Source organism: Njordella aestuarii (assembly GCF_056494165.1).
This window is the reverse complement of the sequence record NZ_CM151397.1, coordinates 2,204,804-2,226,860: the sequence shown is the minus strand read 5'-3', so window position 1 is coordinate 2,226,860 and position 22,057 is coordinate 2,204,804. Positions and strand designations below refer to the sequence as shown.

Annotated in this window: 15 protein-coding genes; 11 read left to right on the top strand and 4 right to left on the bottom strand. The window is 53.3% G+C overall.

Annotation, left to right across the window (positions count from 1 at the left end; all coding sequences use genetic code 11):
• Positions 1 to 138: 138 nt before the first annotated feature.
• The 8 genes from SH451x_RS08585 to SH451x_RS08550 all read left to right on the top strand — a co-directional run bounded on the left by SH451x_RS08585 (position 139) and on the right by SH451x_RS08550 (position 10,170).
• Positions 139 to 1,458 carry a DUF1015 domain-containing protein gene (locus tag SH451x_RS08585; RefSeq protein ID WP_479362036.1) on the top strand — a complete coding sequence of 440 codons (1,320 nt, stop codon included), beginning with the start codon at positions 139 to 141 and terminating at the stop codon, positions 1,456 to 1,458.
• A gap of 660 nt (positions 1,459 to 2,118) precedes the next feature.
• Positions 2,119 to 2,892, top strand: a complete 774-nt coding sequence (locus SH451x_RS08580; RefSeq protein ID WP_479362896.1) for a ParA family protein — start codon at positions 2,119 to 2,121, stop codon at positions 2,890 to 2,892.
• Positions 2,885 to 3,931 carry a ParB/RepB/Spo0J family partition protein gene (locus tag SH451x_RS08575; protein WP_479362035.1) on the top strand — a complete coding sequence of 349 codons (1,047 nt, stop codon included), beginning with the start codon at positions 2,885 to 2,887 and terminating at the stop codon, positions 3,929 to 3,931. Before SH451x_RS08580 ends, SH451x_RS08575 begins: the two co-directional genes overlap by 8 nt.
• Positions 3,932 to 3,936: 5 nt before the next feature.
• Positions 3,937 to 4,224, top strand: coding sequence for a hypothetical protein (locus SH451x_RS08570; RefSeq protein WP_479362034.1), 288 nt, complete (start codon positions 3,937 to 3,939; stop codon positions 4,222 to 4,224).
• Positions 4,225 to 4,364: 140 nt separating this feature from the next.
• Positions 4,365 to 5,702 carry a hypothetical protein gene (locus SH451x_RS08565; RefSeq protein ID WP_479362033.1) on the top strand — a complete coding sequence of 446 codons (1,338 nt, stop codon included), beginning with the start codon at positions 4,365 to 4,367 and terminating at the stop codon, positions 5,700 to 5,702.
• Positions 5,703 to 5,984: 282 nt separating this feature from the next.
• The gene (locus tag SH451x_RS08560; RefSeq protein ID WP_479362032.1) at positions 5,985 to 7,196 is read left to right on the top strand and encodes a carboxypeptidase-like regulatory domain-containing protein; all 1,212 of its coding nucleotides are present in this window, start codon (positions 5,985 to 5,987) and stop codon (positions 7,194 to 7,196) included.
• A 312-nt stretch (positions 7,197 to 7,508) separates the two neighbouring features.
• Positions 7,509 to 8,474, top strand: a complete 966-nt coding sequence (locus SH451x_RS08555) for an ImuA family protein (protein WP_479362031.1) — start codon at positions 7,509 to 7,511, stop codon at positions 8,472 to 8,474.
• Positions 8,371 to 10,170, top strand: coding sequence for a Y-family DNA polymerase (locus SH451x_RS08550; RefSeq protein WP_479362030.1), 1,800 nt, complete (start codon positions 8,371 to 8,373; stop codon positions 10,168 to 10,170). The genes SH451x_RS08555 and SH451x_RS08550 overlap by 104 nt, the downstream gene beginning before the upstream one ends.
• Before the next feature lie 87 nt (positions 10,171 to 10,257).
• Here SH451x_RS08550 and glgX read toward each other — a convergent pair whose 3' ends face one another.
• A complete protein-coding gene (gene glgX, locus SH451x_RS08545; protein ID WP_479362029.1) occupies positions 10,258 to 12,339 on the bottom strand; it encodes a glycogen debranching protein GlgX in 2,082 nt (693 codons plus the stop codon).
• 439 nt (positions 12,340 to 12,778) lie between these two features.
• On the opposite strand from glgX, the gene purM reads away from it, so the two are divergent.
• Complete coding sequence (gene purM, locus SH451x_RS08540) at positions 12,779 to 13,834, top strand: phosphoribosylformylglycinamidine cyclo-ligase (protein WP_479362028.1); 1,056 nt, start codon at positions 12,779 to 12,781, stop codon at positions 13,832 to 13,834.
• Positions 13,835 to 13,984: 150 nt separating this feature from the next.
• Here the strand turns inward: purM and SH451x_RS08535 are convergent, their stop codons facing one another.
• On the bottom strand, positions 13,985 to 15,565 hold the full coding sequence (locus tag SH451x_RS08535; protein WP_479362027.1) for an Nramp family divalent metal transporter: 1,581 nt from the start codon (positions 15,563 to 15,565) through the stop codon (positions 13,985 to 13,987).
• A 143-nt stretch (positions 15,566 to 15,708) separates the two neighbouring features.
• Here SH451x_RS08535 and ald point away from each other — a divergent pair, with 143 nt between their 5' ends.
• Positions 15,709 to 16,806, top strand: a complete 1,098-nt coding sequence (ald, locus tag SH451x_RS08530) for an alanine dehydrogenase (protein ID WP_479362026.1) — start codon at positions 15,709 to 15,711, stop codon at positions 16,804 to 16,806.
• A gap of 47 nt (positions 16,807 to 16,853) precedes the next feature.
• Here the strand turns inward: ald and SH451x_RS08525 are convergent, their stop codons facing one another.
• Positions 16,854 to 19,109 carry a CRTAC1 family protein gene (locus tag SH451x_RS08525; protein ID WP_479362025.1) on the bottom strand — a complete coding sequence of 752 codons (2,256 nt, stop codon included), beginning with the start codon at positions 19,107 to 19,109 and terminating at the stop codon, positions 16,854 to 16,856.
• A gap of 631 nt (positions 19,110 to 19,740) precedes the next feature.
• On the opposite strand from SH451x_RS08525, the gene SH451x_RS08520 reads away from it, so the two are divergent.
• Positions 19,741 to 21,609, top strand: a complete 1,869-nt coding sequence (locus tag SH451x_RS08520) for a sigma 54-interacting transcriptional regulator (protein ID WP_479362024.1) — start codon at positions 19,741 to 19,743, stop codon at positions 21,607 to 21,609.
• Here SH451x_RS08520 and SH451x_RS08515 read toward each other — a convergent pair.
• Positions 21,570 to 21,842 (bottom strand): hypothetical protein, encoded by a 273-nt coding sequence (locus SH451x_RS08515; RefSeq protein WP_479362023.1) that lies wholly within the window; start codon positions 21,840 to 21,842, stop codon positions 21,570 to 21,572. The genes SH451x_RS08520 and SH451x_RS08515 overlap by 40 nt on opposite strands.
• Positions 21,843 to 22,057 lie beyond the last annotated feature (215 nt).

Here is a 22,057-nt window from a genome sequence, read left to right as displayed (position 1 = left end):
GCTTCTAGGCGAAGCCAGCTACGATGCGCTTGACCGACTTCTAGGCGAAGCGAGCCAGCACGAGTATATTTGCACCTCTTCTCGGTTGGCAAAATTGCTAACCGGCGATCGAATTTCAATATCTCGCTTAGCAAAACAATGCCCGAAATCCAAGCTTTCCGCGGACTCCGTTACGATCTTGCCCGCGTCGGATCCCTTTCCGATGTGATTGCCCCTCCATACGACGTCGTGGACAGCGAACTCCAGAACCATCTCTACGGACTCAGCCCGTACAATTTTCTCCGTCTGGAGCTAAACCGGCCCGAAGCTGGTGATGCCGATGCCGACGCGATTTACAGTCGTGCGTCGAACATCTTCCGCACTTGGAAAACGGAAGGCGTCTTGCAAACGGAGCCTGACGCGGCGATCTATTACTACACGCAGACGTTCGATGTTGACGGTCATACCCTATCGCGCCGAGGCTTCATGGCTCGCGTTCGACTCCAACGTTTTGGGGAGGGCAATATCTATCCTCACGAACAGACACATTCCAAGGCTAAGGACGATCGCTTGAAACTGACGAGAGCGACCGATGCGAACCTCTCTCAGATCTTCGGCCTGTATCCTGACCCTGAAAATGAAATCGCAGACATGATCGAGGCGACGGTGGCCGGCAAGCAAGGCTTGGTGGCGGTCGATCATTTGGGCGTTACTCATACGATGTGGCCGATTACCGACTTGAATGTCTACAACCAAGTATCCGCCAAGATCCAAAATCTCCCGATGTTCGTCGCCGACGGGCACCATCGTTACGAGACCGCCTGTAATTATCGCGATGAAAAGATTGCGTCCCACGGGGAACTGGACCGTCAAGACCCTGCGAACTTCGTTTTGACGATGCTTGTTGGAATGAACGACCCAGGACTTGTTGTGCTGCCGACTCATCGATTGCTTTCGGGAGTGCCAAAACTGACGGCGGATGACTTGCGGGCAAAGCTTTCGGATTGCTTTGAAATTGAATCGCGAGGTCCTGGTGCGGAGACGGCTGAGAAGTGCTGGGAGCAAATGGCGTTCGAAGACGACCAGACGGTCATATCGATCTACTCAAAAGCATCGGACGAGTGGTTGTTGATTAAGGCTCGACCTGAAGCTTTGGAAAAAATGGAAGAGATCGCCGGCGAACAGAGCGAAGATTGGCGGCAGTTGGGGGTGTCGATTCTTCACAAGCTGGTCTTTGATACGCTGCTGGGACTTGAAGGCCATCCGAAGCCGACGTATGTCCATCAGGTCAGTGAAGTGATTGACGGATTGCACGGGAAACTGGAAGGGAATCTCGACTACCCGATCGCGGCATTGGTGATGCCAGCTTCGATTGATCACATTCGTGCGATCTCGTTGCATGGAGAACGAATGCCTGCAAAGAGTACTTACTTTTATCCGAAGCTGGTTAGTGGATTAGTCATAAATCCGCTTTCATAAAATCCAAAGTTACACGTGCCACTGGGATTTTTTTGGGTTTTGGCGGCCTGTGAGTTGCGATTGCGGGGATGCGAGAGCCGATCATCCAAGCGCATCATCCAAGCGCATCATCCAAGCGCATCATCCAAGCGCATCGTAGCTGGCTTCGCCAGAAGCCGGTCAAGCGCATCGTAGCTGGCTTCGCCTAGAAGCCGGATGCGTATTGGAAAGCTTTGCCGTTTCGCCACGAGCACTGCTGGACAAGCCAGCAGTGGCACCCTGTTCAGGAACCTGGACTGGAACCATCTCAAGAGAACCAACCGAACTTCCCCCGCGTTCTGGCGAACGCAGCTACGGCAGGTCAGCCGCAACGCGATAGCGTGCGGGCGCGGTACATCGCCAGTTTGAATGCGAACGCCTGAACCAACCGAGACGCGCCCGCAGGCTGCGCCAAGCGGCTGATTGGGATGCCTTGCTGTTTCGCTACGAGCACTGCTGGACAAGCCAGCAGTGGCACCCTCTTCAGGATACGAACTCGAAGTAAGTCGAACCCGAAATAGATCACACCCAGATTCGACCGCGTTCTAGGCGAACGCAGCTACGTGAAGACAAGTCCGGCGCATCGCAGCAACGGAAGAGGCCGACCATCTCGTCAGACTTACATTGACTCGTCACGTGGCAATGTTGTATCTGTCGTGTATGGAAACTGCGACGAGGATATTTTGCATTGCGAATCAGAAAGGGGGCGTGGGTAAGACAACCACTGCCGTCAATCTCGCCGCATGCTTGGCTGAAGCTGGCCAACGTACACTCGTCGTCGATCTCGATCCGCAATGTAATGCAACCAGCGGACTTGGTATCGAGCCTGTCTCGAAACATCCGTTGTTGATCGACGCGCCGCTGCGAGCTAACACGCAATCGACTGCGACTGAAAATCTTTTTGTAGTGCCGGGCAGTCGCACTTTTGTCGACGTTGATCGACTCGCACATTCGGATGAAAACGAGTCGGCACAGATTGCTCAGCACCTAGCGAATGAATCACGCTGGTACGACTCGATCCTGATTGACTGTCCGCCTTCGCTTGGGCAATTGACCAAAGCGGCGCTCAAGGCCAGCACGGAAGTACTGATGCCAATCCACTGCGAGTATTTCGCGATGGAAGGGCTTTCGCAGATGATCCATGTCATTCGCGACATCATGAAATCCAAAGCTCACAAGCTTACTTTCGGCGGCATCTTGCTGACGATGTACGACCCTCGGCTAGAGCTTACACACGAGATCGACAACGAGGTTCGTGAGTTCTTTGGCGAGATTGTTTTTGATACTGTAATCCCACGCGATGTCGCGCTGTGCGAAGCGCCGAGTTATGGTCAGCCCATAACTCAGTATGCTCCTCGCAGTCGCGGTGCCCGCGCTTATATTGAACTTTGTATGGAGGTACTTAACCGTGACTAAAGACCGACGTTTGGGCCGTGGATTGGCTGCTTTGCTTGGGACGCCTGCGGATGGCGAAGAGAATTTTGAAAACGCAGCAGAACGAGCCGACAGCGATCTAGAGACGGCAAGTCCGTCGCGTACATCGCGCACCGAGACAATCGCCAAACTACGCAGCGAAGCCCAACCGGCATCTGCAGACAACTCGAGCGCGGTTATTACCGTTCCGATTCGATCGCTCGAAATTGACGTAAAGGAGATCGACCCGAACCCGTTTCAGCCTCGCCGTCAATTCAACGAAGAAGAGATCGCTTCACTTGCTGAAAGCATCAAGACGCACCAACAGATCCAACCGGTGTTGGTAAGGAAGGTTGGAGATCGCTTTCAGTTAATCAGCGGCGAACGTCGATTGCGAGCGACGATCCATGCAGGCTTAACAACAATCCGCGCCGAGGTTCGTGAGGCCGACGATCGTTTGGTCTCGGAGCTTGCGATCATCGAGAACTTGCAACGCAAGGACTTGAACGCGATCGAGAAAGCATTGTCGTTTCGACGCTATCTTGACGAGCATCAGTGCACTCAGGAAGAGCTCGCACAACGTTTGTCGCTGGACCGATCGACTATAGCAAACTCAATGCGATTGCTCGAGCTACCGAAGGCGTTAGTCGAAATGGTACAGCGAGGCGAGCTGACTGGGGGGCACGCTAAACCAATGCTAGCACTTGGGTCGGAAGCGGCGCAGATCGAGTTGGCGAAGACGGTTGTTCTTGAGGGTTGGAGTGTCCGCGCGGTCGAACGACGAGTGGGTGAGATCGTTCGTGCCGAAGACGAAGATGATGCCGGGCTTGCAACCGCGGTGGCTAGAAACCGAAAGAAGCCCAAGGACGATCAAGCGGCTGCACTTGAGCAACAGATGAAGATGGGCTTGGGTACTAAAGTTGAAATACAACGTACGTCGCGCGGTCGCGGTCGGATCGTCGTTCACTTTACGAGCCTTGAAGAATTCGATCGCTTACATGGATTGTTCAGCGGCAAGACCTCTCTTGGCAAGGCAGCGTGAGAACGATGTTTACTTGGCACAATGCAATCTGGGCTCTGGGCGCGTTCTTGGCCGTTAGCACGCTGATCAAGATGAGCCAAGCGAGATACAGGGCCTTGAAGTCAAAGCTCGATGTTTGGCTGAAAGAGGAAGTCGAAACGATTGCCAAGAAGAAGCACCTATTGCAGACCGTTCGGAAGAAGCGGGCTGAGATGAAAATTGAAGCCGAAGCCCGCGCCGCTCAGGCCGCGGCACAGATCGCAGAACTCAATATTGCAGCCATGATGGAAGACCCTGAGAAGCTAAAAAATTAGAGTTCTTGCCGCAAATCCTGACGGCCGTTTGCGTTTTTGCAAACCTATGATTCTTAAGTGCGATTCGCTCTAAAGATTCGTTGGAAAATCGTGTCTAAGCGGCCTGGCACCATCTTATATGCACAACCGTTCACAGTAGAATGCGTGAACTTTCGATCACCATTTGGGGCAGATTCGATTGCGATCAACGAGAGATGCACTACACCTGGAGAACCGTTGTTATGAGCCTAAAATTCCGTGCTTCACTTTGTCTTGTTACATTACTGTCTTCGACGGTTTTCGGAAACGAAACAGACGAGAACGTTGGGACAGAGGCTGCCACTCTGACGTCTGTATCCGAGGCCCTGGTACCGCACAATTTTGCTGCTCGACTTACAAATGGTAACTTACGAGTCGCATTGCAAAACTCGGGCGCAGGCGTTCGGTCGATTCGTTTGATCGGTGCCGACGGAATAAAGTTGCAGGCCACTAGCGATCTAGCGGGCAATGCAGTTTTTGAAAATGTAGCTGAAGACGCTTTTTATGTTGTTGTGGTTGCGTCGGAAAATGCCCATGCTGCAATCCCAGTAATGGTCTTGAGCGAACAGGCTGCGGCCGCAAAAAACGTAGTTGTGGATGTGGTACCGATCCCATTGGTTCGAGCTAGCCAGCACGAGATACTTAAGAATCTGGCCGGCTTTACTGATCATCTTTCGTTGTCGCGTGGGGAGGTTTTTGGAGCTGATCGCTTGGACTCTAGCGTACAGGAAGTCTACAGCTACCAATTGACGCCGGAAGGGAACTTGAACGGCCGGATCGTAATTCCCGAGACAGGCATGACCACAGAACAACGTTTTGCGAATATTACGTTGCTCTCCGATTCCGCGACTGTGATTGCTCAGACAACATCCAATGATGCTGATGGCTCTTTCTCGCTCAAGGATCTTAGTCCAGGCCGCTACGGGATGATTGCCTCTGGGCCAGCAGGCTACGCGGCTTACTCAATTGAGCTTTTGGCATCGTCCGGGAGTCTTAAGGCAGCCAAGGTATCGGACTTGAAGTACGTAGCATCTGATGTTGGATGTGAAATGGTTTGCCCTTTGACACCGCCAAATTTGATGCCCGCAGTTTGTGAGGTTATTGAGCAAGATTGTACATCCATTCCGACAGAAGTAGTTTGTGAACCAGTCGTTGAAACTTTGCCCGTCTGCGGTTCGCCATGCGGGGGGCTGCCTGTTGAGGCTGGATTTCCCATGGAAGGTGCGGCTCCGATGGGCGGTTTTGGTGGAGGTGGTTTTGCCGGCGGCGGTTACGGAGGTGGTGGAATGGGAGGTGGCGGGCTTGGCGGAGGCGGGCTTGGTGGCTTGGGCGGGGGGCTTGGTAATTTAGGGCCGATTCTTGGACTTGCGGCAGTTGGGGGAGTTGCTGCTGCAATCGCTTCTGACGATGACGGAATCAGCTTCGTTAACCCACCTGTGACAAGTCCTGTTAGGCAGTGATCACGAGTCTTCCGAGTTAGTTCCGACAATTTCAACTCAGAAATTCCTAGCTGAGGGGCGGGTTCGCCTTCCCCATAGCCCGCTTGTCTTTTGCACGACAGGTCCAAACGTATAATTTGAGAAGTATTTTCCACAAATTCGGCCTTTTTGTTTCACCTTGCCTATTCCGAGCAATTGACGACGTTAAAATGACCTGTTACGGGTAAATACAACGATTGGTTGCGCAGTTGCTGAACCTGGATCACATCTTAAGAATTTGCGTCGCGTTAGAGGTCTGGAATTATGAAGTATCGGCATGGAATTTCGCTGTGTTTGGCGATGTTTATGGGTCAAGTGGCCTTTGCTGCTGACGCAGAATTGCTGTCAACGCAATCTCCGGCCCCCATTGCACAAACAACCTCCCTGGTACCGCATGAGTTTGCGGCTCGGTTGTCCAATGGCAGCCTACGAATTGCTCTTCAACATTCGGGAGCCGGGAGCATCCCTGTCCGGCTTGTTGGCATGAACGGCTTTAGCACGCAAGCGATGACCGACGTATCGGGCAACGCAGTGTTCGAAAACGTGCAGCCTGACGCCTTTCACGCGGTGGTGGTTGCTGCCCCTGGAGCCCATGCGGTTGTTCCGGTAATGGTTCTTAGTGAAGCAACTGCGGCTGCTAAGAATGTAACCGTGGATGTCGTTCCGGTGCCTGTGATTAAGGCTGGCCAGCAAGAAGTACTAAAGAACCTTGCAGGCTACTCGGATTATTTGACTTCGACTCGTGGCAGCACTTTCGGCACTGAGCATTTGGATTCCGATTCAAACGATGTTTACCGAGTTATGCTGTCGTCGGACGGGGGCTTGAAGGGCCGAATTGTGATTCCTGAAACCGGTATCTCCGATGATATGCGATATGCGAATATCACTTTGCTTTCGGATTCGACCCCAGTTGCTCAGACGACCTCCAATTCAGCAGATGGTCGATTCTCTTTTACTGGCTTGAATCCAGGCCGTTATGGCATGATCGCTTCCGGTCCTTCGGGTTACGCTGCTTACTCATTTGAGGTTGTTGCCGCGTCCAGCAAGCTAGCACAACGAAGCGCTTCGAATGTAGTTTTTGTAGCTGCCCAGACGGCTCCTGAAATGGTGGTTACATTGGTTCCTCCAAATTTGATGCTGCCGGTGGCTAACACCGTTGAGCAAGATTATGCAATGTTGCCTCCACTACCTATCGCTGGCGATCCGGTTTTGGGTATGCCAATTGGTCCGGTTGGAGGATTCCCAGGCGGTGGTTTTGCTGGCGGTGCCGGTGGTGGTTTTGCTGGCGGTGCCGGTGGTGGTTTGGCTGGGGGTGGTGCTGGTGCGGCTGGTGGCGGAATTGCCGGCGGTTTAGGCGGTCTCGGCCCTGTGCTTGGCTTGGCTGCAGCTGGCGGTGTCGCTGCCTCGGTTGCCTCGGAAAACAATGACAAGAATTTTGTTAACCCTTCGACAGAGAGCCCGTTGAGCAACAATTAACTTGAAGTCGCGTTATGGTTGCTTGATTGCAAAGCTTTTCGCACCGTGAACTAACTAAAAAGCCGGGGTAAACTGCCCTGGCTTTTTTTCTAATGCTGTGACCACTCGTGTCACTCTTGAAGTCTAAACCTTTGCTTATCGTGAGGTCTTCCACCTCTGTACAGCAAAGCAATGGACAACCACTAGCTGCTTAGCTAGCATTTCAAGGGGGGGATGCATATGTACACAGCGGCAAAACAAACAACGACAGGAAGCTTAGCCAGCCAAGCGGCTTGGCCGAGCAATAAGACTAGCCCGCTACGAGCCCGGGCGATGTCACCAACCAGCCCCGCCGAGCGCCCAATCGCTCGGTTGGCTCAAGCAGTACGGGCTATTGAGACATCCAGCTTCGCCCGTTCTGCGGTCCCCATCTCGACGGGGTGCCAAACGATTGACACAGCGTTACCAAATGGCGGGCTGCAAGCCGGCAGCATTGTCGAATGGATCAGTGATGGGCCGGGCGACGGAGCCCTGTCGTTGGCTCTCATGGCTGCTAAATCAGCCATGGGCCAAACCAAGCATGCGGTTATCATCGATTCCAAACGCCAATTCTATCCCCTCGCCGCAAAATCACTCGGAGTTGCCCTAGAGCGACTTATCGTCCTGCGTCCTAACAACAAAGCGGACGCGATGTGGAGCTTTGACCAGTCGTTGCGTTGCCCGTCGATTGCCGCCGTCATCGCGTGGCAGGACCGAATCGACGACATTAACGCCCGCCGCTTACAACTCGCCGCCGAACAGGGCCAGACGCTAGGCCTGTTGTTACGAAACGCCAGGCACATGCAAGCCGAACCCAGTTGGGCTGAAATAACTTGGCAAGTCAAATCGTTACCTGCTGCTCATACCAACCAATCTCGTTATTCGGGAAGGCAGCCTAACAAAACCGCTGCTACCGAGCTAGCTGCAACGCTCAACCTGACCAATAAACGCCCTCCAAGCGTTCCCGCCTACAGCGACAATTACCGTTGGTTGCATTTGCAGTTAAAGCGAATGCGATTTGGGCGAGGCAAATCCAATTTGGCTTCGGAGATCGCTGCTGGAACGGCAGGGTTCTTGGTAGCTTTGGAAGGCCAGCACGGCACCATGTACGCCGAACGCAGATCCTTCTTGCCTGCTGAACATCATGAGGAACACTATGGATCGACAAGTGCTCTGCATTTGGCTTCCGAATTGGCCATGCCAGCGCATCGCGGCAGACAAACGCAAACGCAACCACAACCCGCAGTCCGAGTCGGTTGAGCTTAACGCAGGCCCATTTGCATTACAAACGCATGACCCCAAGCGCGGCTTACGTATCGCCGCCGCTGATGTAGTCGCTCGTCAAAGTGGCATTCGCCCCGGCATGTCGCTCAGTGAAGCGACCGCAATGTTGCCGGAATTGTCAGTCTGGGACTATTCTCCTGAAGAAGATTTGGCAGCGATCCACGAACTAACAGACGCAGCTGGGCAGTTTAGCCCATTAGTCGGCCTCGAGCTTATGGACAAACGTCCCTGGGTCGGGCGACACTTGAATGAACCGCAGGCGATTTTTGCCGACGTCACGAATTTAACTCACTTCTTTGATGGCCCGGCGAATATGACGCATGCCATTTATGACTGGTTATTGCAAAAGTGCTACATCTCCAGTGTGGCCATTGCACCCAGCGTCGGCGCAGCCTGGGCCGCCGCCAATTACGCGCGTCGCAACCAGATTCTTGCTGTCATGCAGCAACATAACAAGCAAACGCTCACTCAACAAACCAACGAAAAACAAGCAAACGAACCTAAAGTCGACGCCGCTGAAATTGACGCACAATGGCCAGAACAAAACTACCTAACCAGCGTTTGGGATAAATGCAATCTGCTCGAGCAACTCAGTCCCATCGATTTGGCCGCATTACGCATCGACGAAAATACCTACAAGTCATTGCGACGCCTAGGCATCCGGACCATTGGGGCGTTACGAAAGCTGCCACGCGCAGGCTTGGCAACTCGCTTTGGCAAACCGCTCCTGCAACGATTGGACAGCGCCTGCGCTGAAGACCAAGAGGCCATTGCGTGCTACCATGCAGGCCCGGAATTTTATGTCGAACTGCGGCTGGAGCTACCGACTCAACGACGGGATACGATCGAAGAACTGATTCGCAGGACCTGCCAACAGCTTTGCGATCGACTGAAGCATCATGGACAAGGCGCGTTACGTTTGTTATGCCGCTTAAGTATCGTCAACGAAAAAACTAACAAACCCAATATTCATTTGATGCAACTGGGCTTATACCGACCGACCGCAGAGGCTAAGCACATCCAACGGTTGCTCCTGGGGCAATTCGATCAAGTCCGTGTGTCGCTAACGGTAACGGCAATATCGATGCAAGCGACCGTCGTCGGAGCTCTGCGCTGGCAACAAACGGATCTCTTCAACCAAGCGGAAGTGAATCACCGTAACCAAGCAGCCGAGCTTATTGACGTTCTCGCTAGCCGGCTTGGTAGTGACGCTGTAGTGCAACCGCAATGCATATCGAACCCGCTCCCAGAACTCGCCGTGCAATGGCAGCCACTGACCGGAAAGCAAGTTGCAGAGACCGCCAAAAAAACGGCTGCTCAGCAAAACACGCACAGCAACTCGGATAACTTGAACGAAGAAGGATTTGATGCAGTAGGGGCTGCGCCGTCAATTCAAGATCCGCTGCGTCGTCCACTATGCTTGCTAGATCCTCCCGCGCAGCTAGATGTACTCGCGATTTACCCTGACGGCCCGCCCGTACGATTTCGTTGGTCAAGCCGATTGGAGGTAGTGGTGCGTCACTGGGGACCGGAACGCATCGAGTCAGGTTGGTGGAGCGGAGCAACGCAGCGACGTGATTATTACCGGGTCGAAACAGAAAACGGAGCTTGGCTGTGGCTCTTCCGCGACTTACGCGATCAAACGTGGCACATGCACGGCGAATTCACCTAAGCAATCTAAGCGGCACGGCGCAAGCCGTCCGGTTCTTCAGCGGTGCGGCATGAAATACACCGGAGGGCTTGCGCCCTGCCGCTTGCACTAATCTGCGATGTAAATCGCCGATGAACGGTAAGCCATCTCGATTTGCCGCGTTGGTGGCATATCCGGGCCGTCGAACGCCGGGTATACATCCTCGGGACTCGGACGTTGCGTGTCCATGAACAGCCGCCAACGCAAGCCGCGGACTGCTTCGGGCATAACAAACGTTCGCGACTCGGGCGTCCCATTGAACAACATCAAGATATCGCGTCCGAACCCATCTGGATCCGCTGCAGGACTAGGTTTTGCCAACCAGCACACCAACGTTCCGTCCGGCGATTCCCAATTGATCCCCTGCCCCGTCGATTCGTACCAGCTGACGTCGGGCACGCCACGGTGGTCGGTCGCACGGCCGGTCAAAAACTGATCACGCAGCAGCGATGGCTGGCTTCGGCGGAAACTAATCAAAGCTTGCACGAATCGGAACAAATCCTGATTCGCTTCTACCGTGTTCCAATTCAGCCACGAGATTTCGTTATCCTGGCAGTAAGCATTGTTGTTGCCTTTCTGAGTGCGACGGACTTCGTCACCCATCACAATCATCGGCACCCCTTGGCTCAGCAACAACGTCGACATCAGGTTCTTGATCTGACGCAGCCGCAATTCATCAATCGCCTTGCGGCGCGTCGGGCCCTCGACACCGTAGTTGTCGCTGCTGTTATTGTTGTCGCCGTCACGATTTCCCTCACCATTCGCTTCGTTATGCTTATCACGATACGATACGAGATCGTTCATCGTGAAACCATCGTGCGAAGTGATAAAATTGATACTGCAGAAAGGTGCTCGGCCAGCATGTTCGTACAAATCACTGGAACCGCTTAGCCTTGTAGCCAGTGCTCCGGTCAAACCGCCGTCACCACGCCAGTAGCGTCGGATATCGTCTCGGTAGCGACCGTTCCATTCTGCCCATCGCAGATCGCCGAACGAACCAACTTGATACGCTCCAGCCGCATCCCAAGCTTCCGCGATAATCTTTGTATCGGCCAGCATCGGGTCTTCGGCAATCATCTCGACCATCGGCGGATCTGGCATCAAATTGCCGTAGCGATCTCGGGACAAAATACTTGCAAGGTCGAAACGGAACCCGTCAACGTGATAGTTGTGCACCCAGTGTCGCAAACAATGAAAAATCAGTTCGCGACAGATTGGATGATTACCATTGAACGTGTTACCGCAACCGGAATAGTTGCTGTAGTAAGCACCGCCGCCGCTCAGAATATAGTAGACCTGGTTTTCAAGGCCCTTGAACGACAGGACTGGACCACGCTCGTTGCCTTCGCATGTATGATTGAAAACAACGTCCAAGATGACTTCAATGCCAGCTTGATGCAAGGCCTTAACCATCTCCTTGAACTCACGCACCTGGGCACCAGGCGTCTTGTCATGAGCATAACCACGGTGTGGAGCAAAAAATGCTAACGGGTCGTATCCCCAGTAGTTTGATCGCTCTTGTTGGTTGCCGTGAACATCGTTCGTCGGAAACTCATGCACCGGCATCAATTCCACAGCGGTAATTCCCAGACTTTTTAGGTAAGGGATCTTTTCAATAATTCCCAAGTACGAGCCGGGACATTTCACCTTAGCCGTTTTGCTCTGCGTAAAACCGCGAACGTGCATTTCATAGATGATCGACTCAGAGAGCGGCCGACGCACGTGCCGGTCCCCTTCCCAATCAAAATGATCATCGATGACCACGCATTTTGGAGGTCGAATCAGGCCATCGGTCGACTTTTGGAAGACGCCGGCCAACGCTTTAGCATACGGATCGACCAGCCGAGCACTGCCGTCGAACCATTGCCCGATTTCGGGATCAAACGGTCCGTTGGCTTGTAAGTGATAAAGCTGTCCTGCCTTGAGACCTGGAATGAAAACACTCCAAACGTCTCCCCAACGGTCGACGTTGCGATCAAGTTCGACGACTTCGCTGGGTTCGCGATCGTCGACGTTGTCGTAAAGCAGAATTCGCATCGCGGTTGCCGACCGCGAAAAAATCGAGAATTGAACGCCACGATCGTTTACCGTAGCGCCATAGGGCAATGTATACGTAAATTGTAATTCAGGGAGCGGTTGCCGCATAAGCATGGCCGGTCTGCTTCCTTTTCGAGAGCGAGGTTGTTTGTTGGTCGAGCTGTTCGACTTGGACAAGCCAACCATAGCACTCCCCTTCCTAGGAAACTGGAATGAAACCGGTAGTTTGGGACCGAAAAACCATCCGCCGAGGTCTAACAGAATACGTAGGAAAAATGTAATAGCTCGGCAAAATGTGACGCCGTCGGACGACCACAAACTTCGTACGGTCCTGCCCGACCTCGAAACGCTCGCAAAGCTCTTCAGCATGGTAGCCGCCAAAGCTCGACCGTCAAAGGACTAACAACAGAAAAGTTTGTGCCAATCTCTTCATAACGCGCGAAATCTGCTTCCCATCTGACGCAAAACTAAGATCGTTGTCATAATCAGCCAGCCAACTCGCCGCCAAAGCTGCGTGCGTTGTTTAGGTTTACTTAACCCAGATTTTCCAGCGATGACAACTTACAAAGACAGCGGCGTCGATTTAGAGCTCTACGAAGACGGAATGCGACGCCTCCCCCGGTTGATGCACCGTACGTTCAGCCCACGCGTAATCCGCAACGATGGCGGCTTTGCAGGCCTCTACGCACTCGATTTTGCCAGCAGCCTGTTTGCAAGAAACTATGCCGAGCCAATCCTGGTTTCCGGCACAGACGGCGTCGGAACGAAACTTAAAGTAGCAACGCTGTGTGGCCGCCACGACACGATCGGCATCGACTTGGTCGCAATGTGCGTCAACGATTGCTTGTGCACTGGCGCCGAACCGCTGTTCTTTTTGGACTATATCGCCATGTCCAAGGACAATCCACCGCTGCTGGAGCAAGTTGTCAGTGGCATTTCGGATGGTTGTGTACAAGCGGACTGTTCGCTGTTGGGCGGCGAGACGGCGATTATGCCCGACATTTACGCTGGCGAAGAATATGACGTCGCGGGCTTTTGCGTCGGCGTTGTCGACAAGAAAGATCTAGTTACCGGAAAAGCAATCTCGCCGGGCGATGTACTTATCGGCGTTGGATCCTCAGGGCTGCACAGCAACGGTTACTCGTTGGTTCGCAAAGTCGTCTTTGAAAAAGCGGGCTTGGCCGTCGATACGCACATCCCAGAACTCGGCGCGACAGTCGGAGACACGCTCCTCACGCCAACACACATCTACGCTAAAGTCCTGCGACGGGTCCTGCAGCACTACCGGGTCAAGAACGTCGTCCACGGAATTGCTCACATCACCGGCGGCGGCCTCTTGGAAAACACGCAGCGAATTTTACCTCCACATGTCGACATGGTTTTCGATCGTGGCAGCTGGTCGGTCCCGCCTGTTTTCCCTTGGCTGGCGAAACTGGGAGATATTCCGGCCGACGAAATGGAACATGTATTCAATATGGGCCTTGGTCTGGTGCTCAGCGTCAGCGAGTACTACGCCGAGAGTATTTTGGGCATGATCGCCAAAGAGGGCTACAAAGTCAGCGTCATCGGCAAAGTCACACCAGGCACCGGCCAAAGCAAGTACGCTTAAACATCAAAACGTAAGCGGCAGGGCGCAAGCCCTCCGGTGCATTTCCTTGCGATTATACTTCAACCGCACCTACGAAAAACCGGACGGCTTGCGCCGTACCGCTAAAGTTAAGACGAACCAAACGATTCAACATTCAACACGTTTGAATTCTTAGCTTGAAAGCAGATTCTGTGCGAATGCGTATATCGACCATGTGGCCATGATGCTCATCACTACGACGCTGGTCCACAGAAAGACGTCCCATAAAACGCTAGGTCGCAAATCTTTCGGAGTATCTCGATAGCGGAACACCAAGGCCGCAAACCCCAACATCGGCAACATGAGCGTCTGGGCCGCTCCGCTGATCATGACCAACAAAGCAGGCTCTGGCAGGCACCAGTAGATTACCAAACAAAGCATTGGGAAGAGAGCACTTAGAATTCTCACCCAACGCGCTCGATCTTGCGGAGTATCGTCCAGCGCTCCAACAACACACATGCCGTCGGTGAATGTACGAGCGTGGCTGGCGTTTGCCACAAAGAACGTTGAATAAAGTACGACGATCGCTCCAACAATAAAGATCGGCGTTCCCATCGCGCCAAACACCGGAGTGTACATCGTCATCAAAGTTTGCAACATCATCGACTTTTCCGGAACAAGGCCTGCTCGATGCAAAATTGCCACTCCCAAGATAAAGAACGCAATCGTGGCAAACGTGTAAATGACCATTGAACACCATGCGTCAAATTGCATGACTTTCAGCCAGCCCTTTGCCCGCGCGGTCCATTCCGGGCTTCCGTCATTGCGTCCCGTCCAACGCGCGTACCCTTTTTCGAGGCACCAATACGGGTACTGAATCAGCTCTGCCGCTCCAACGCCAATGATTCCGATTGTTGATAGTGCGACTGCAATCGCCCTAGTAGCGTTGTCCGCTCCGGGCAAACGGAATGATAAGCCCTCCAAGAACTGAGCTCCGGTAACTTGCCAGTTCGGCAACTGTTGGATGCGCACAACGTTCCATAATGTCACCGCTGTGAAAATTGCAACCAAGACCGTCGAGACCGATTGGATGACTCCGTACCTTCCGCGCAAAAGCAAGATCGATGTGAAGATAGCAATCGGAATGCACCATAACCGGTCATCGATACTGCCAGTCGGGACGCTCGCTGCTTCAGCCGCCGCAGCCGTCTCCAATTCCTGCTGCTGGTCCGCCGATGGTTCCACGTCGACCGCTTCCTCGGCCGCGACCTCTGGAATAACAGCCGCTAGCTGAGCTTCAATGCGTTGCCGATTGGTCTCAACAAACAGTTCGCCCTGAGCCGTTAGGGGATAGACAATCGCCAGTGCTTGCCCACATCCGCCGACGATGCCTCCCAGTTGCGAGATGCTGCAGAACCACATTGCAAACCAGTACCACACCAACCAATTCCCTCGGCCTTTGACGCGTGGTCCCGGAATCGTATTTAAGGCGGACAATGTTTGCTTGCCCGAAATAATCGTCGCGCGGCCAATTTCGATCTGCACAAAGACTTTGATGACGCATCCCAAGATGATCAGCCACAACAGCACGATTCCCGCTTGCGCACCTGTTAGCGTCGTTGCGATTAGCTCGCCGCTGCCGACAATTGCGGCCGCAATAATTAGTCCTGGGCCTAACTGTCCGATGATGCCGCCGAATCGCCGGGGTGGCTGACGGTGATCCAAAACGGAGTCCGTGGTTACAGGCGGGCGGCGAGTTTGCGGTTCGGTCATTGTGTTCTCCATGTAAAGGAATGAGAAGTCTACAATAAACGGCCGCGAACATGTACTACGGGCTTTTACTCTCGCTGCTCGATTCGCTATAAGATTCCCAACGAATTCGACCATTCAGCCTCAAGACATTGGAATGCAGCCTTATGATTATCGGTGTGCCAAAAGAAATTAAGTCGGATGAATATCGCATCGCCATGCTACCCGTCGGAGTCGAAGAGCTTACCAGTCGGGGCCACAAGGTACTAATGCAGCCGGCAAGCGGACTAGGTTCAGGCATTGCCGATCATGAGTATTTGCGAGCAGGCGCGACGATGGTTGGCGGTGCGGCTGAGATCTTTGCAAAGGCCGACCTGATCGTAAAAGTCAAAGAACTGTTGCCGGAAGAATGGCCGTTGGTTCGTCCGGGGCAGATCTTTTTTACTTACTTCCATTTTGCGGCCGACCGCGAACTCACCGAAGCGATGCGTTGTAGTGAGGCTCGCTGTCTTGCTTATGAGACGCTGCGTGATGAACGAGGGCGATTGCCGCTACTGACTCCGATGAGCGAAGTGGCCGGTCGTATGAGCATTCAGGAGGGCGCTAAATATTTGGAGCGACCTCAAATGGGACGCGGTATCCTTCTGGGAGGAGTTCCGGGAGTCGCTCCGGCGCACATTACGATTCTTGGCGGCGGTATCGTGGGAGCCAACGCGGCCAGAATCGCAGCTGGCTTCCAAGCGGATGTAGCGATCTTGGACGTCGACCTCGACCGACTCCGTTATTTGGATGATGTCATGCCGCCGAACGTAAATGTATTGTTCAGCGACCGCCACATGATTCGCGAACAACTGAAGTTGGCCGATCTCGTCATTGGCGCAGTGTTGATTCCCGGAGCCAAGGCACCTTACCTAATCAAACGCGAAGATTTGAAGACGATGAAGCCAGGCAGCGTCATTATCGATGTGGCGATTGACCAAGGCGGATGTGTTGAGACATCGCGACCGACGACACACCAGCAACCGACGTACATCATCGACGATGTGGTGCATTATTGTGTCACGAACATGCCCGGAGCGGTTGGCCGGACGAGCACTTATGCGTTATGCAACGTAACTTTGCCTTGGGTTATTCGCATCGCCGAAGCGGGACTCGACCCAGCCCTCGCCAAGTACTTGCCATTACGATCCGCGTTAAATATTGACCGCGGCCACATTACCAACCAAGCCGTCGCTGATACATTCGGATTCGAATGTGCCGGTTAGACGACTCACCTTTCGCGACACGAAAGGCACCGACTGCAAACAGATGCTCAAAGGGTCGATGAATTGTCTGCCGAGCTTGTCAAGTCAGTGGGAATTGCTGAGCTTTTGAACTTAAACGTTTTTAGCTCAAGCTGTTTTATTTGTTGGGTGCCTTCGGTGATCTCGATCGATCGGTCGACTGCGACGTCTTTGAAAGTTTGCGTCGTATCAGAAGTTGGCCAGTAGATCTCAAGCATATCGATTTTGCTTGCGGTCCCCAATCCAAGCTGCTGGTCCAGTGGTTTCGCGCCGAAACTGCCGCCGCTGTTGACCCATGCGTAGATGCTTCGCTTCACGCCCTCTTCCACGATGTCTGCGCGAATGCGAGCGCCGATCGCTGACTTGTTGCTCTTGGTGCCGACCAGCTTTACACGTAGAAAATGGTTGCCGAAACCTGGGTTTTCGAACAGCACGTCGCCAAACGCATCACCCTTGTAAGCTCCCCCCATTTGGATCATTACATCTTGATCGCCGTCGTTATCCAGATCGACAAACGAAGTGCCATGCCCCTTTTGCAAATGTCCGAAACCACCAACAAACGTGATGTTGTCAAATGCTTTCCCCTTCGCATTGTGGAACATCAAGTTGGGCATGAGAGCTTGAAGGTCAGGAAAGCCAGTACCTAGATAGAAGTCAGGGTAGCCGTCATTGTCGAGATCTCCAAAATTGCACCCCATCGGCTCCGTTGCCGTCTTGAGTCGATATTCTTTGCTCGCTTCAATAAAGCCACCTGCGCCATCGCCTAGGTAAAGCCGATCTGTTTCGCTTTCGATCCCTTTATCAAGATACTCGCCGGGGATAAGCTCCAACCGACGCGTGTAACTAGCTACATAAACGTCAAGATTTCCATCGTTGTTGACATCCCAAAACCATGCGGGAAAGCTCGTCGCAGGCTCGGTTGTTTTTAGCTCTGCGGCGACGTTCGTAAATTTATAGTTGCCATCATTGCGATACAAACAGTTGCTCCCGTCAAGATTCGAAATATATAGATCGGGCAGTCGGTCGTTATTATAGTCTCCCCACACCGCGGCTTTGGTATATAGACCATTGGTCACGCCGGCTTCCTTTGCAATATCCACGAACTTGCCATTGTCGTTTCGGTATAGCTGGCATGGATAAAGTTCGTTACCGACGAACAGGTCGAGATCACCGTCGTTGTCGATATCGGCCCAAGCGGCTGTTGGGGTTGGCAAGACCGCTTCCAAGCCGACCTCGATCGTCACATCTTGGAATTTGCCGTTGCCCAGATTCCGTAACAAAGAATTTGGCACGCGTCCAGCTTCGCCTAACCAAGCCCCGCGCACGACAAACAAGTCGACCAAGCCATCGTTGTCGTAGTCTCCCTGAACGGCATTGATGCCCCCAGTTATGCCCTTGATTCCAGCTTCTTCTGTGATGTCGACAAATTTTCCGTCGCCAGCGTTCTTAAACAAGCGTCCGTGATCATCTGGAGCCCAACTGGACGCGAAGACGTCGATCAGGCCGTCATTGTCGAAATCCTCCGTTACCAGTGCTCCGCCGCAGCTAAGCGTTTTCAAGCCAGCGTCCTGAGCGACATCCAGGAATCGAGGAAACTCTGTTGCAGATGAAAAACTTTCCGTTGGGATGAGGTACTGCTCAGGGACTTCGTCTGGATACTTGCCGAGAGTCATAGCGGCAATGTTCAGCAGCCAGATAGCTTCCAAATTGTTCGGTTCAATTTCGAGCGACTTCAAGAAGTACTTCATCGCATTGGTACTGCCTTCTTGTTGCTTATGAACGCCCGTCCCGGCGATAGGCAATATACAACTTTCTCCTGTACGACAGTGCACGCAGTTGGTTGTTTCGGCCAAACGCAGCCATGACAAACCAGCTTCGTAAAAGAACGCGGCTTCTGCTTGGGGGTTCTCGAACAAATCATGTCGGTCGGCGATTGCCTCAGCGGCCGTTACATGCTTAACTCCTTCGCGATCACGCCCCAAACGCCGATAGTCGATCGCAAGTTGTAGGTTCGTCAGATACGCATTGCCCGGATCAGTTGCTTCGTCGATCGTTTGCAGCAGAGCCAACTGACGGTCGATCGATGCTTCTTCGAAGTAGGGATTCACGATTTTCGCGCGTTGGCGAATGATCGACAGCATAATTTCCATCTGCCGCTGTCCACTGGCAGTATCAGGCGATTGCGCAGGAGTGCTTTCTGACTTATTGCAGCCTGCGGTGCACGGGATTAGACTGCAGATCGCTGTTGCCGCTAGAAGGCAAAGCGAGTTTCGTGATCGTGACATACGGACCTAACCGGCAATTCTACTGCCAATACTATCGAATTGAAGAATCGATTGCGCACTGCACTTTGGGCAAGCTACATCACTTATTATATCGAAGTTTCCATAACTCGCCATGTCGGAAGCCGCGGCTGGATTAGCCCCTTCCGCGATCCTCTTCCCGTAGCTGCGTTCGCCTAGAACACAAGTTCGTAGCTGCATTCGCCTAGGACGCGGTTGCACCTCGGTTGGCTTCCTAAAAGAGACTCACTGCCGCTTCCTAAAACGGGTGCCACTGCTGGCTTGCCCAGCAGTGCTCGTAGCGAAACGGCAAACCTTTCTAACACATCACCGGCTTCTGGCGAAGCCAGCTACGTTGCGCTTGGTTGCGCGTGCTTCCGCCTGAAGGCGGTACTACGAACGGTCCCTAAAAAGGGTGCCACGGCTGGCTTGTCCAGCAGTGCTCGTGGCGAAACGGTAAAGCTTCCTAATGCGCGACCGGCTTCTGGCGAAGCCAGCTACGATGCGCTTGGTTGCGCGTGCTTCCGCCTGACGGCGGTACTACGAACGACCAGAGAAGCCCATTGCAGAAGCTAGAATTCTGCTAAAATCATCGAACTTGAAGAGACTCAGCTTTCTAAATGTGAATTCGGTTGTGACGCAGAATATTGAATCAAAAATATACGTTCAGCTAGTAAACGCAGCCCTCGACGCCGTTCGAACCGCAACGGGAGCGAGTGGGCCGCGTTTGTTTCATCAGGCCTCGGGCAAGTGGAGGCCTCTTTCGGCGGATCGCGGAGACCAGGTCGCCTCGGGAGATTATCTTCGTTTGCTGGAATTGTGCGACCACGAAGGCAAATTGGCTAGGCACGCAGATCTAGCCGGAGTCTTGCTTCCAACACGGACGATTGCCAATTGCGTACTCACTTGGGAGAGCGATGCGAGCAAGCCTCAGGCGACAACGCAAGATATGCTCGCGTGCATCTCGTGGCTAACATCCCTGCTTGATGGAACCGCAGATCTGCAAGCTTCGGCCGAAGTGACCGAGCGACTTAAGTTGATACTCGCCCAGGCTGCAGAATGGGTCGGGATGCGCGACCTCCCACTCCTGCTCGAATCGATCGCGCGAGCGGCAACGAAGCTGTTTAAGGCCGACCGGGCAAGTATTTTTCTGGCTGACAAGAAAGCTCGGCAGTTGGTTGGCTACCCTGCACTTGGCATTGCCAAGGGGACGCTTCGTGTTCCCGATAACGCTGGAATTGTCGGAGCCGTTTACCAAAGCAACTTACCACGTCGCTGGAACAATGACGATCCAACCGACGAAGTCAATCGATCTGTCGACGCGACAAGCGGTTACAAGACGAACTCGTTGCTTGCCGTTTCCATGTTGGATCGCAAGCAGCGCTCGCTAGGAGTATTTGAGCTTATCAATTCTGTCTCTGGCGAGTTCACGCTTCTGGACGAGCAATTGTTAGGCTATCTCGCTTCGATAGCAGCAGCGGCGATCGCAACAACGCAGCAGGTGCAAAGCCTGTTGAGCGGCAGGACGGTGGTGTTGTCCGAACAAGAAGGACGCTCGCACATCATCGGGCAAAGCCACGCCTCTACCCGCATGAAATCGCAATTGGAAGCCGTTGCCGGAACCGACCTGCCAGTCTTGTTGATTGGCGAAAATGGAACGGGCAAAGAGGTCGCGGCCAGGTTCTTGCATACCGCCAGTGAGCGAAGCAGCCAACCTTTCGTCGCTGTCAATTGTGCCGCGATCACAGAAACACTGCTCGAAAGCGAACTGTTCGGTCACGAACGCGGCGCGTTTACCGATGCGCACGAGTCGCGAGTTGGAAAATTCGAATTGGCAAGCGGCGGAACGCTACTGCTTGACGAGATTGGCGATATGAGCCTGAACGGACAAGCAAAACTCTTGCGAGTGCTTGAGGATCGAACGGTCGTGAAAGTCGGAGGTTCGGATGCAATATCGATCAACGTACGTGTTATTGCTGCCACGAACCAGGACCTTGCAAGCTTAATTTATGCCGGACGTTTCCGTGAGGATCTGTACTATCGACTGAGCGTCGTGCCGATCGACGTCCCTTCGCTTCGAGAACGCCCGAGTGACATCGAATTGTTGGCAAACCATTTCCTGATGCAATTCGCCAGCGAACTTCATCGCGAACCGCTTCAGCTTACCGAGTCGTCGCTGGATAAACTGCGTACGCATGCTTGGCCAGGCAACATTCGCGAACTTCGGAACTTAATGCATCGCTTGGCTGCGCTACATAATAAGCCACAAATTGAAGCGGATGACATTCAGTTCGTCGCCAGTTCGCGACCCGCTCGGACGCAAGATATATCTGACTATCGCGGACGATCGCTAACCGATGCCACCAACGAATTTCAGATGATGGTAATCGAACAACACATTGAAGCCGCCGAGAAGAACATGACCCAAGCCGCCGAGACGCTTGGTTTGCAACGCAGCAACCTTTACCGCAAAATGAAGCAGCTAGGGATGAACACTCGGTAAGGGTGCGTTATTTTACTGTTCGCGGAATAAGCAAGAGCTAGCAAAAAAATCGTCGGCCAACCACGGCTCCAGCGGCGAGCGAGTTCTCGGACCAGGACCGCTCCGCCGCCGTACAACGGTGCGAAGAACGCGATGGTCCAAAAAGCATCGACGGCAATGTTGCCCAGTAAAAACTCGGCAATCAACGGCGAGACGACGAAGAGCGCGAGGGCGGGTATGATGCGAATGAACATAGTAAACTGCGAGCAGTAGCGGGGCTCTGGGAACGGCAATCGAGTTTTGCGATTGCTTTTTTTGTCCTAATGTTCGCTTTAACGGCAAACATATTGCTGCAAAAGCCTCGGAATTGAAAGCTGGGATTGAGCCAAGTGGGCACGGACCATATATTTGCGGTCTTTCCTTGCTTTCGGAGCTATTTTCCGCTCCCTGCCGCTCGCCCAGAACGAAC

Excerpts from the sequence above, each read along its gene's own strand:
- SH451x_RS08585 (WP_479362036.1), top strand. The coding sequence starts at position 139 with ATGCCCGAAATCCAAGCTTTCCGCGGACTCCGTTACGATCTTGCCCGC.
- SH451x_RS08580 (WP_479362896.1), top strand. The coding sequence starts at position 2,119 with ATGTTGTATCTGTCGTGTATGGAAACTGCGACGAGGATATTTTGCATT.
- SH451x_RS08570 (WP_479362034.1), top strand. The coding sequence starts at position 3,937 with ATGTTTACTTGGCACAATGCAATCTGGGCTCTGGGCGCGTTCTTGGCC.
- SH451x_RS08565 (WP_479362033.1), top strand. The coding sequence starts at position 4,365 with ATGCGTGAACTTTCGATCACCATTTGGGGCAGATTCGATTGCGATCAA.
- SH451x_RS08560 (WP_479362032.1), top strand. The coding sequence starts at position 5,985 with ATGAAGTATCGGCATGGAATTTCGCTGTGTTTGGCGATGTTTATGGGT.
- SH451x_RS08555 (WP_479362031.1), top strand. The coding sequence starts at position 7,509 with ATGTCACCAACCAGCCCCGCCGAGCGCCCAATCGCTCGGTTGGCTCAA.
- SH451x_RS08550 (WP_479362030.1), top strand. The coding sequence starts at position 8,371 with ATGGATCGACAAGTGCTCTGCATTTGGCTTCCGAATTGGCCATGCCAG.
- glgX (WP_479362029.1), bottom strand. The coding sequence starts at position 12,339 with ATGCTTATGCGGCAACCGCTCCCTGAATTACAATTTACGTATACATTG.
- purM (WP_479362028.1), top strand. The coding sequence starts at position 12,779 with ATGACAACTTACAAAGACAGCGGCGTCGATTTAGAGCTCTACGAAGAC.
- SH451x_RS08535 (WP_479362027.1), bottom strand. The coding sequence starts at position 15,565 with ATGACCGAACCGCAAACTCGCCGCCCGCCTGTAACCACGGACTCCGTT.
- ald (WP_479362026.1), top strand. The coding sequence starts at position 15,709 with ATGATTATCGGTGTGCCAAAAGAAATTAAGTCGGATGAATATCGCATC.
- SH451x_RS08525 (WP_479362025.1), bottom strand. The coding sequence starts at position 19,109 with ATGTCACGATCACGAAACTCGCTTTGCCTTCTAGCGGCAACAGCGATC.
- SH451x_RS08515 (WP_479362023.1), bottom strand. The coding sequence starts at position 21,842 with ATGTTCATTCGCATCATACCCGCCCTCGCGCTCTTCGTCGTCTCGCCG.